Genomic DNA, 11,009 nt, shown 5'->3' with positions numbered 1-11,009 from the left:
GATTTTTCTATCATTTAAGGTAATTCAAAGGTTTTTGTCGTTTTTTGTTGTGATTTTCATATTATGATAAACCAAATGTTCGGAATCAGCCATTATAACAGAAAAAAATTTAAAAAACAGAATTGAATCACATTGCTTATTTTAATATAATTTATTTGTTAATTAATAACATATTTGGGGTATGATTCTTTATCGCGGCGAGAATTCTTTTTAACATAGGGGGATTTACAGAATGTTTAAAACGGCGGAACCTGAAATGATGAATGATTTAAAAGAAACAGTTTACAAATTCTTTCCAAAAAATATTGCGAAAGAAGAAGAATTGTACGAGGAATCTAAAGAGCATAAACGATTTATAGAGCTAAAAGAAACATTTATAGAAAACAAAAGCTTTCAAAAGGAAGTTTTGTCCTTAATCGAGTCAACATTTTGCGATTATCATGTTTCAGACTATACAGATTTAAACCTATACAATTGTTTAGAGTATAACGTGTTATTAAATGGAAAAGAACCGATGTTAAATGATGATATTGATTGGATACGTAAATCAAGAGGCGAGCGTCTTGATTTAGGGGTTTTTGTTAGCTTACTTAATAAATATTATTATTACTACGTATTAAAAACAACATATGATGAAGAGTTAAGAGAATGGACTTTTGAAACAACCGATGTAGAAATGGATACCATTTGTGAATTTGAAAAACTAATGAACACAAAAGGGTTTATAAGAGTAGAACGAGAGGTTGCTAGAACTGCAATTCCTGATATAGAAACGGAATGTTTACGTATGGGGGAAGTTAACGTGTTTCACGCTTTATTCACGGATTCTGTTAGTGAAATATAAAATTGTTACATTGTTTAGGGCATTATTAAAAGGGATGCACAGGAAATAGTAGTTAGTTTTTTCTAATCTTTTATCATTATTAAGATTTCGAAAGTTACTGTTTTTAGTGAGTAGTAAACGAAAAAAGAAGTAGCACATCATTTTTTAATGTGCTACTTCTTTTTCAGTATCAATCAAACCAATTCCAAACCTCAATATCTCCAAGAGTCGCATAACGTATGTGAGGCGAGTTTTGTAATTTTAATAATTCTTTTGACGGGCCAGTAATGACAATGCCGTATACTTTTACGCCGTTATCTTTTACATATGTATAACGTTTATCTAAATTTAGTTCGCTTTCAGGAAGCATAGCAACTGTACTTACAGTTTTTTTATGTGTAGAAAGAATACGCATCATTTCAATTACTTTGTCTTCTTGCGTTTTCTGCGTGTCTGTTTCACTATTAAGGAATCTTACATGTTCTGGAAACCCTATAGCTTCCCCACCAGTTAGGATGAAATTTCCTGCAGTTGTTTTTTCTTGGCCCGTATCTAAAGCGTACCATGCAGGAGTTGGAGGGAGTTCTTGTGCTTCAAATACACTATATAAAAGTGGCTCTAATTCTTGTAAAGTGTAAGGTTTGTCAAAAGAAATTGCAACTTCGGCAACTGTTCCCTCATGTACTTTTGCAAGTGTATCCCATACTTTTTTGGAAGATTCCTTTAAATAATCACCCTGCTCTGTTTTTGGATGAACAAAGAAAAGTTTTGGCTGATAAAATGTATTCATCCAAGATTTGTTTGTGACATCTAAAGATGATAGGAAGCTCTTTGTTTCTAATGTACCGAGTGGCATTTCTTTTTTACCAACCGTTTTCACTAAATTAAAGTGGCTGTGCGTACGGAAGAAAGCTTCTACACTTGTTCCGCCCCCCGTAACGCGGCTATTTGGGATAGTTGCTTCAAGTACAAGGGAGGGAACCTCTCTTATTTCTTCTAGCCTTTTATCATTATTAGCTTGAAAATAAAAGGCAGATAATACTCCGCCGATCATATATATAATGATGCAAATTGATAGTATAAAACCAAACATCTGCAAACGATGTTTCCATTTAATCCTCCAAAAAGGAACTTTAAGATCTTTTGGCGGTAACTTTTTCTTAACGGGTTCTGTTTTTGTTAATAATTCATCCAAATGCACTTCACACTCTTTGCATGTCTCAATATGACTTTCTAATTTTTCTTGTTCGTCATGTGTGAGTGTTTCGTCTTCATATTTCTCCCACAGTTTTTTAAACTCTGCACAGCCCATCTGCATCACTCCTTTATGATTTTTGCTTCTTTTCGTCCTCGGTGTAATTCAATTTTTACTTTTGCTAACGAGAGGTTAGTCATTTCTGCTATTTCCTTATAGGAGAATCCGTAGTAATCTCGTAGTAGCAACACATTTCGTCTTTCTAGCGGAAGTGAGGATATACTTTGTAACCAACTAGTAATTTCATGTTTTACGAAATAAGAGTGCTCTGTACTTGGCACGTTTGGTAAATGGAATTCTTCAATTTGCGTTGTTTTATACTTCTTTTCTTTTCGGTACCAATCGATAAAGGCGTTGTAGGCAATTGTAAATAACCAAGGCCTAATTTCTTCTCCTTTATAATAGTCAATATGGACGAGCATTCGGTAAAAAGTTTCTTGCATGAGATCTTCAGCACAGTGGGGATCTCCGGTTAGGGAGAGAAGATAGCGAAATAAATCATGCATGTGCTCTGAGTAAATGTCTTCTAATGATTGACTTTGTTTCACTACATTTCCCTCCCTTCATACATAACAACGAAATACATATAAAAAAGTTACATTTTTTTATGGAATTATAGTAAAAAACGTCAAGAATTGGTTTGCGTTCTCTTTTATCATAATACATATAAGGCGGGTGAACAGAGTTGGAAAGCTATGAAACTCAAATTCAAAGGGCAATTGATTATATTGAAGAAGATGTAATGGAAAAGCAAACGCTACGTAATTTAGCTCGCATTGCATGTTTTTCTGAATCGCATTTTCATCGTGTATTTCAGGCGTTAGTAGGCGATACAGTAATGGAGTATGTTCGGAAGAGGAGGTTAGCCCGGGCAGCTTATCAACTTTCTCATACCGATGAAAAAATTATTGATGTCGCATTTGAGCATGGCTTTCAATCTCACGAGACGTTCACGAGAGCCTTTAAAAAATTATTTCAAATGACACCAAGTGAATATCGAAAACAAGAAATTGAAACACCGATGTATTATAGAGTGAATGTAAAACAAAGAAAATTAAATCCATATTTAGGGGGCATACAAATGGAATATCGTATTGTAAATAAACCAGAATTTTTAATGGCGGGTTATGAGCTGAAGACGACAAGTAAAGAGGGGAAAAATCATCAAGATATCCCGGTCTTCTGGCAGGAGTATTTACAAAAGGATCTTGGAACGACAATTCCAAATCGTAAAGATACGAGCCAATGGGTAGAGCTTGGATTGTGTACAGATTTTAATTTAGAAACAGGGGACTTCACTTATATTATCGGAATGGAAGTTACAGACTTTGACAATGTACCAAATGCAATTGCAAAGCGTACATTCCCATCCGCAACGTATGCAGTATTTACAACGCCAAAAGTTCCTCATGAAGAAATGGTATCGTCTATTCACCAAACGTGGAATGCAGTATTCTCAGAATGGTTCCCGCATTCAGGATATGAACATTGCGGAGTTACAGAGTTTGAACTATACGATGAGCGTTGCCATGCAGATAAGAGTGAGTTCGCTCAAGTTGAGCTTTGGATACCGGTGAAGAAGAAATAATAAGAGGAAAAGCGAACCGGAGAGGTTCGCTTTTTTATCATATAGGTTGCTACATTTGACGATTTTTGTCGGTAAATCGATATATCTTGAAAATCGCTGATATATCTTGAGTTGCGCCGATATAATGAGAAAATCGCTGATATATCTTGAGTTGCGCTGATATAATGAAAAAATCGCCGATATAATTTCATGTATCGTAGAACTACTAAGAAAAACCACTTCATAATTTCATTCATCGAAAAAATTCCTCGAAAAAAGACGCCCTACAGCGTCTTTTCTACGAACTAAACGGAAACACAATAATAATCGTCGTTCCTTGTCCAAGCTCACTATCAATGGAAATCGTTCCGTTATGGGCATGAACGAGCTGTTTTGTAATGGCGAGGCCAAGGCCAGTTCCAATGTTGCTTTCTTCTGTATTCGTTCCTCTGTAATATCGCTCGAATAGAAGCCCCTTCGTTTTATCGTCCATACCTTTTCCATCATCTGAAATAGATAGTGTAAATGAATTTGTATTTTGCGAAAGTTTTACGATTACGTTTGTTGTTTCATTATTATGTTTTACAGCGTTTGCTAATAAGTTTTCGATAATACGTTGGAACCATTTTTCTTCAATAAAATATTGGATTTTGCTTGAACTTGGCACGAATTCAATGTTTTGATTTTGTAGTGTCGGGTTATTAATAAATTGTAATAATACTTTTTGGACGAACTGATTAATTTCAACATTTACGTGTTGTGCAGGAAGAGTATCATTTTTTAATTGATATGTTAAGCTTAAGTCGTCAATTAATGTAGTCATATATTGAGATTTTTCTTTCATTACATGGCCAAATTGTTGAATGTCTTGATCAGTCCAATTATATTGCTTCGATTCTAGTAATAATGCATAGCCGTATATAGAGCTAAGCGGTGTTTTTAGATCATGCGTCAGGCCGGTAATCCACTCTTCACGTGTTTGTTGCAAAACTTTTCTCATTGCATCGTTCTTTTTCAAAGTAATAGAAAGGTGCTCTAGTGAGTTTGTAACATCTTTAAATATGCGGAACGACCATTTTTCTTTACCGGAGCGCCGGAACCGAACAGGTTTGCCTTTTTTACTAACAGGCTCTTCATATTTTCCACCAGCTATGTTTTTAAGCCAGCGCATCGTGTGTAATAGAGGCTTTCCAAACTTATTTCCATACCAAATTGAAAGAATGACTAAATAAACAAACACAATAAGGAGGATTAAGCTACATCCGATTAGAAGTTTCTTGGTAAATACATCATCTAATACATCATCTGGATAATAATGAACGTTTGGGGCGGATACAACGACGAGATGACCGCTATTTGAATCGTAAAAACTAGACGTATTTTCTTTATAATTCCACGGTTCTTTTTCATTAAGAGCCGTTTTTATAGCCGAAAATGTTTTTTTCTTCCCAGTTGGATAGGAAAAAACTTCTTCGCCATTGTTATTAAATACTTGCAGTGTTGCTTTTTCTTTAGAAATTAATTGTTTTTCTTGTTCAGTTAATGCAAATTCATTTAATGATAAAGAAAGATGTCCTTGTTGTATCGTTTTTAGTAATGCATTACTTTTTAGTTTGGCACCGTAAATAACGAGCACTGGTTTCTTTTCTAATTTAATTTCCCAATAGTTAAGCTTATAAAGATTTTCGCTACTATTTTGTAAATATGTAAGTAAGGATATCTTCGTGTAAGAAGTCGGAACATCGTTAGGTGTATTAAAGTTGTAAAGGGCCTTTCCATCTTCATCTACAATTTGAAGCCAATCACTCTTTTCTGTTATTAAATCTTTCACCTTAGAATTTAAAGTAATATTATTTCCTTCGGAAGAAATATATTCGGAGATTGTAAAGGTATCATAATCAGAAATATTAGGTTCATATAAAGTACTATTAAGAAGAAAAATTAAATAAGAAAAAGAAGCAACTACTGCGATAAGTAACGTAACTAAGACAAAAACGTGTTGTAAGATAAACTGGATTATAAGTCGTTTATTAAAATTCATATCGTCACCCTACTTTGTAACGAACTTATAGCCAAGTCCACGAACCGTTTTGATGTACAATGGATTACTTGGATTTTGTTCAATTTTTTCACGTAGTTTTCGAATGTGAACCATAACAGTATTGTCATCGCCATTATAGGCTGGTGCTCCCCAAACTTTTTCGTATATTTCTTCTTTCGAAAATACGTAGTTCGGATTCTCGCAAAAGAAGAGTAGTAGTTGAAACAGTTGAGCGGAACATTCGACAACGTTCCCATCTACTGTTAGTTCCGCAGAATGTTGATCAATTTCAAATCTCCCAAATGAAATGGAGTGTGCGTTTTGTTCGTGTGGTACTGTTTGTTTCATATGTCTTCGAAGTTGTGCTTTCATACGAGCTACGACTTCTAATGGATTAAATGGCTTCGTAATATAATCATCTGCACCGTATGAAAATCCAGATATTTTATCTAAATCAGATGCCTTCGCTGATAGGAAGAAAATCGGACAATCTGTTTGTTGGCGAATAATCGGACAAATATCAAAACCAGATTGTCCAGGAAGCATGACATCTAAAATAATTAAATCGTAATTGTTTTTTTCGGTGAGAGATAAAGCTAATTCAGCTGATGTAGCAGTTGTAATATGAGAAAAACCTTCTTTTTCAAGAATGGTAGTTAGTAGTTGTAAAATTGCTGTTTCATCATCGATGAGTAATATATTTGCTTGATACATAAGAACCCCCCTTAATTTCCTCGAATATCATATCATCTTTTTGTAACATATGGAATTTTTAAGGAAAATTTAAGGTTTTCTTTCACAAAAAATTAAGAATCAAATGATATGATAAAAGTAACATAGGGGAGGAGATGAGTGTGAATCCGTTTCAAATGATGCGAGCTAGATATTTTTTAATTGTATTTGCACTATTAATTTTAGTAGCGAGAAGTAGCGGGGAATTGTTAGAAAGTACATTTCATATACAAAATTCTTCTTTTATAAATATACTTATATTTTATATCCTTCCGATTGCATGGATTTTTTATGAGTATAGAAAGCACCGTGTTTCATTTTCATTATTTGTTAATAAAAATGAAACATTTAACTTGGTGCAAGTTTTGTACATCGCGATTATGCTTTGTATGTTTAGTTACGGCTATCTTATTTTGTACATGTACAGCTTTGCATGGATTACACCAGATTTTATTATGAATGCCTTGCATGAACCGATTATAGATAGTACCGGGGGATATGTATATCAATTTATTATGGTTGTATTTATCGCGCCTATTATCGGAGAATTTGTGTTTCGAGGATTTTTACTTCAACGTTTTGCAGCAAAATGGGGAACTGGTATAGCGATGGTCGTTGTAGCACTTTTATTTGCTTGCTTACATGTTGATTTCCTTGGCGCAGTTGTGTTTAGCGTCGTACTATCAATTGTATATATTCGTACGAAAAGCTTACTCATGCCAATTGCGATACACATGTTAAACAATACATTTGTACTCTGTGCATCTTTCCTAGTAAGTAGAGAAAAGATCATGAGTTTTGCAGATTTCTCAAACTATACGACATTCTTTCCAGGACTTATTATTTTTATAACAGGATTAAATTTAGTACTCATTTTTTTATTTGTGAACCGCAAATACTGGAGTAAAGAAGTGCCAGTTATATATGCAGAGCAGGTAAAGAGTTTTGCAGATGTAGTGGGAGATAAATGAGATGAAGAAGACGATTGAAAAAATATTGAAAGACATTATAGATTCTACGTCTATTACAGATATGTGTGATAGAAACGTTTGCCATTGGCTTCAACCTGTAGTAGATACGATTGTGTTTCCAGAGTATTACTTATTTTCTAGTACTCATTTAAAAGAAAATATTATTTCTCTTCTTATTGTATTAGGGGTTTTACTAATATTTGGTCTAATTGTAGAAGAAATGATGAAGCGCATCTTCAGAAAAAATGAAGAGAAGTATATGTGGGTTCATAAAATATTCGTGAAAGTAATAGTGGCTTTCCTTTTGTTTTATAGTATGAAAACAATCATTTACTTTATAGCTTTGAAACATCATTAATTCGAAATTTGAAAGGGATGTATAAAATTATATGAATGAAACGATATCATCAAATAAGTTTTTTTATTTGATTTTACTTAGCATAGTGCTAATAACGACAGTAAATGTTATTCTCCGCTGGGAGGAAGCCTACTTTTTCATGTATTTAGCGCTCCATTTATTAGGGGTTTTATGTATAAGTGGTGGCATGGTTACTGAAAAAAAGAGTGACGAAAGTGTGAACTATATGTGTGTGATTGGTCTTGTTTTACTTTTAGCTGTACAAGGTATTATGAAATATAGTTCTTTTTCTGTACAAGATTTCAGTTTGTTAATAGATGTACTGCCTTAAGGGGAGAGTATCTATGTTATCGAAGAAACAAATAGGGTATATACTTGTTTTAGTAGGTTTTTTTACGATTATTATAACGACGCTATTTTTCCAAGACTATGAATATATAAAATATGTAAAAGGCGCTGGTCTAATATGTTGGTTTGTAAGTGCTTTTCTTATCCCGGATTATGAACCGAGGAAAGTGTCTAAAAATAGGTGAAACTCTTCTTGTAATAGAAGAGTTTTTTTTATGTAAATTGAACGGGCTAGAACAATTCTCACGATTAGCTTGTTCTAATTTTGAAAGTATGAACTTACAATAATAATAGACAGGCAGCATAGAGGAGGGAATAACGTGAGGAAAGTTATTGGGTGGTCGCTTTTTTTGTACGTTGGGTTTGCGTTATTTATATATTGGTATTTATTTGGATGGAATCATGAACTCATTCCGGAGATGTATAAAGGTACGAGTGCAGATCCAGAAACTTTTATGAATGCGAAAGAGCTTACGCTAAGCCAAGATTATTCGCGCGTGAAAAATTTACTGTTCTTTTTAGCGACGCCTCTTGAATGGATCATTTTATTATTTGTACTCGTGCTCGGTATTTCAAAAAAGTTTGAGAAATGGTCGAAGGAAACGACCAAAATAAATGTCTTACAAGTTGCGATTTATTTCTTTTATTTATCATTACTCACAACGGTACTAGCATTACCGATGCAATGGATCGGCCGTAAAGTGTCCGTTGATTACGGCATTTCAACGCAAAGTACACAAAGCTGGATTAAAGATCACGTCATCGATTTTTGGGTGAACTATGCGACTATGTTCCTCATTGTTACGGTTTTATTATGGCTCATCCGTAAATTCCCGAAGAGATGGTGGCTAGCAGGATGGGCACTCTCTGTTCCGTTTACGATTTTTTTAACGTTTGTGCAACCTGTTATTATTGATCCACTGTATAACGATTTCTCGACGCTGAAAAATAAAGAGTTAGAAACGAAAATTTTAGCGATGGCAGACAAAGCTGACATTCCTGCTAAACATGTATATGAAGTAAATATGTCGAAAAAAACGAATTCGTTAAATGCATATGTAACAGGAATTGGTCTTAACTCGCGTATTGTAATGTGGGATACAACGCTTAAGCAATTAAAAGATAAAGAGATTTTATTTATAATGGCTCATGAAATGGGACATTACGTAATGAAACATATATATTGGGGCGTTGCGAGCTATGTCTTGTTATCGTTTGTAGGTATGTATGTAATTAGTCGTATTTTAAATATGTGTATTCGAAAATGGGGAGATACGCTGCAAATTTCAAAAGTGGCATGTTTTTCAATTTTACCTTTGTTTTTCTTAATTTCCTCGTTATTATCTTTTGCATCACAGCCAGCAACAAACTATGTTTCACGTATAGAAGAACGAGCGGCAGATCAATACGCTTTAGATATGACGAAAGATGGGAAATCTGGTGTAAAAACTTTTCAATATTTATCAAAAACAAGTTTAAGCCAAGTGAATCCGCCTGCGTTAGTGAAATTTTTCTTATACACACATCCGCCAATTTTTGAAAGAATTCATACGTTTGAACAATATGAAAAACAGAAGAAGCAGTAGTGTACTGCTTCTTTTTATTATGGAGTATTCGAGTATTGGAAAATTATAGTGTATAATATATGGAATGTTCAGTTAAATATTTAGGAGGTTAATATTTTGTTTCATTCAAAATCAATGCCAGCTATAAAAATGATTCTTTCGATGTCTATTTTCGGATCGATTGGATTTTTTTCTGTACAAACTGGTTTACCGTCTTTTGAATTAGTATTTGTTCGTTGTATTTGTGCGACTTTATTTTTAGCATTATGTTGGTTCGTAACAGGGCAATACAAAAGTGAGAAATGGAACAAAAAAGAAACCATACAAATATTAGCTTGTGGTGTATTTCTCGTTTTTAACTGGGTATTTTTATTTAAAGCGTTTGAAGTCATGTCGATTACAATTGCGATTTCTGTGTATCATCTTGCACCCATTATCGTATTAATGATTGGTAGTATTGTATTTAAAGAGAGACTTACAGTGTTTGCGGTCATGTCCATTGTCATTTGTTTTATTGGTACAGTTTTAGTAGCTGGAGTAGATGGAAGTCTATCGCTCGAAAAACTTATGTCGTCTGGAATGGTATGGGCACTTCTTGCAGCTGTATTTTATGCTTTTACCACTTTATTAGGAAAAGGAATTCGGTATACGAGCGCATATGCGATGACATTTTTACAAACATTTTTAGGTATATTTTTATTGCTACCATTCGTAGACTTCGGGAAGTTTCAAGGATTAACAGAGATGAACTGGATGATGATCACAGCGACAGGTCTTATACATACGGGATTTGTATATTATTTATTTTTTGACAGTCTAAGAGATTTATCGACGAGATTAATTTCGGTATTAGTGTTTTTAGATCCTGCGGTTGCAATACTATTAGATACAGTCTTTACCGGATTTAGACCGACTAGTATGCAAGTAGTGGGGATTATCCTTATATTTGTAGGAATGGCACTTACTTTCTGGAAGCCGAGGGATGAAAGAGTGAAAGTGTACTCAGAAGCATAATATTTACCGGGATTAAAAGTAGCTACGTCATTAACGTTAATAGGTGGAATGTTTTTTAGTGCAAATGGACAATATTTGCACTTTTTTGTCTGAAAAATGAAGTTTTTATAAGCAAAGGATTTAATGAAAATCTTATAGAATATGTTAGTGTACAACATTGTAAATCCTTTGAAACTGAAGAAGGATTTACAGAGTGTACGTCATAATAATTTGTCTATGATTCGGTATACCAATTGAAATGAGGACGAATTTGCTTTCCTTTAGTAGTAATCTTCAAAATAATAGATGTTAAAAATGAATGTATTACATGAAATTTGTAAATACAGCATATGTAA

At 33.8% G+C, this 11,009-nt stretch carries 12 protein-coding genes; 8 read left to right on the top strand and 4 right to left on the bottom strand.

Annotated features, from left to right (window positions below; genetic code table 11):
• The first annotated feature begins 232 nt into the window (after window positions 1-232).
• Complete coding sequence (locus V7038_RS19650) at window positions 233-844, top strand: hypothetical protein (RefSeq protein ID WP_002202834.1); 612 nt, start codon at window positions 233-235, stop codon at window positions 842-844.
• Between the two features lie 169 nt (window positions 845-1,013).
• Here the strand turns inward: V7038_RS19650 and V7038_RS19645 are convergent, their stop codons facing one another.
• Both V7038_RS19645 and V7038_RS19640 read right to left on the bottom strand, forming a co-directional pair.
• Window positions 1,014-2,135 (bottom strand): anti-sigma factor, encoded by a 1,122-nt coding sequence (locus V7038_RS19645; RefSeq protein ID WP_335695523.1) that lies wholly within the window; start codon window positions 2,133-2,135, stop codon window positions 1,014-1,016.
• A gap of 5 nt (window positions 2,136-2,140) precedes the next feature.
• Window positions 2,141-2,626: an RNA polymerase sigma factor gene (locus V7038_RS19640; RefSeq protein ID WP_002202832.1), complete on the bottom strand. Its 486-nt coding sequence runs from the start codon at window positions 2,624-2,626 to the stop codon at window positions 2,141-2,143.
• Window positions 2,627-2,763: 137 nt separating this feature from the next.
• On the opposite strand from V7038_RS19640, the gene V7038_RS19635 reads away from it, so the two are divergent.
• Window positions 2,764-3,666: an AraC family transcriptional regulator gene (locus V7038_RS19635; protein ID WP_002158937.1), complete on the top strand. Its 903-nt coding sequence runs from the start codon at window positions 2,764-2,766 to the stop codon at window positions 3,664-3,666.
• 277 nt (window positions 3,667-3,943) lie between these two features.
• Here the strand turns inward: V7038_RS19635 and V7038_RS19630 are convergent, their stop codons facing one another.
• Both V7038_RS19630 and V7038_RS19625 read right to left on the bottom strand, forming a co-directional pair.
• Complete coding sequence (locus V7038_RS19630; protein WP_335695522.1) at window positions 3,944-5,686, bottom strand: ATP-binding response regulator; 1,743 nt, start codon at window positions 5,684-5,686, stop codon at window positions 3,944-3,946.
• Between the two features lie 9 nt (window positions 5,687-5,695).
• Window positions 5,696-6,400 carry a response regulator transcription factor gene (locus V7038_RS19625; RefSeq protein ID WP_002158935.1) on the bottom strand — a complete coding sequence of 235 codons (705 nt, stop codon included), beginning with the start codon at window positions 6,398-6,400 and terminating at the stop codon, window positions 5,696-5,698.
• Window positions 6,401-6,540: 140 nt separating this feature from the next.
• Between V7038_RS19625 and V7038_RS19620 the strand changes: the two genes are divergently transcribed.
• The 6 genes from V7038_RS19620 (at window position 6,541) to V7038_RS19595 (ending at window position 10,674) form a co-directional block, all read left to right on the top strand.
• The gene (locus tag V7038_RS19620; RefSeq protein ID WP_199659785.1) at window positions 6,541-7,389 is read left to right on the top strand and encodes a CPBP family intramembrane glutamic endopeptidase; all 849 of its coding nucleotides are present in this window, start codon (window positions 6,541-6,543) and stop codon (window positions 7,387-7,389) included.
• Window position 7,390: 1 nt separating this feature from the next.
• A complete protein-coding gene (locus V7038_RS19615; protein WP_002011228.1) occupies window positions 7,391-7,747 on the top strand; it encodes a hypothetical protein in 357 nt (118 codons plus the stop codon).
• A gap of 31 nt (window positions 7,748-7,778) precedes the next feature.
• Complete coding sequence (locus V7038_RS19610) at window positions 7,779-8,078, top strand: DUF2101 family protein (RefSeq protein WP_002201425.1); 300 nt, start codon at window positions 7,779-7,781, stop codon at window positions 8,076-8,078.
• Between the two features lie 13 nt (window positions 8,079-8,091).
• Window positions 8,092-8,280 carry a hypothetical protein gene (locus V7038_RS19605; RefSeq protein WP_199659786.1) on the top strand — a complete coding sequence of 63 codons (189 nt, stop codon included), beginning with the start codon at window positions 8,092-8,094 and terminating at the stop codon, window positions 8,278-8,280.
• 135 nt (window positions 8,281-8,415) lie between these two features.
• Window positions 8,416-9,681 (top strand): M48 family metallopeptidase, encoded by a 1,266-nt coding sequence (locus V7038_RS19600; protein ID WP_199659787.1) that lies wholly within the window; start codon window positions 8,416-8,418, stop codon window positions 9,679-9,681.
• Window positions 9,682-9,777: 96 nt separating this feature from the next.
• Window positions 9,778-10,674 carry an EamA family transporter gene (locus tag V7038_RS19595; RefSeq protein WP_199659788.1) on the top strand — a complete coding sequence of 299 codons (897 nt, stop codon included), beginning with the start codon at window positions 9,778-9,780 and terminating at the stop codon, window positions 10,672-10,674.
• The last annotated feature ends 335 nt before the right edge of the window (window positions 10,675-11,009 follow it).

Source organism: Bacillus sp. JJ783 (assembly GCF_036963225.1).
Classification (GTDB): domain Bacteria; phylum Bacillota; class Bacilli; order Bacillales; family Bacillaceae_G; genus Bacillus_A; species Bacillus_A cereus_U.
The sequence above is the reverse complement of the archived record's forward strand: the minus strand, read 5'-3'. Positions and strand labels throughout refer to the sequence as shown.

Excerpts from the sequence above, each read along its gene's own strand:
- V7038_RS19650 (WP_002202834.1), top strand. The coding sequence starts at position 233 with ATGTTTAAAACGGCGGAACCTGAAATGATGAATGATTTAAAAGAAACA.
- V7038_RS19645 (WP_335695523.1), bottom strand. The coding sequence starts at position 2,135 with ATGGGCTGTGCAGAGTTTAAAAAACTGTGGGAGAAATATGAAGACGAA.
- V7038_RS19630 (WP_335695522.1), bottom strand. The coding sequence starts at position 5,686 with ATGAATTTTAATAAACGACTTATAATCCAGTTTATCTTACAACACGTT.
- V7038_RS19625 (WP_002158935.1), bottom strand. The coding sequence starts at position 6,400 with ATGTATCAAGCAAATATATTACTCATCGATGATGAAACAGCAATTTTA.
- V7038_RS19615 (WP_002011228.1), top strand. The coding sequence starts at position 7,391 with ATGAAGAAGACGATTGAAAAAATATTGAAAGACATTATAGATTCTACG.
- V7038_RS19610 (WP_002201425.1), top strand. The coding sequence starts at position 7,779 with ATGAATGAAACGATATCATCAAATAAGTTTTTTTATTTGATTTTACTT.
- V7038_RS19605 (WP_199659786.1), top strand. The coding sequence starts at position 8,092 with ATGTTATCGAAGAAACAAATAGGGTATATACTTGTTTTAGTAGGTTTT.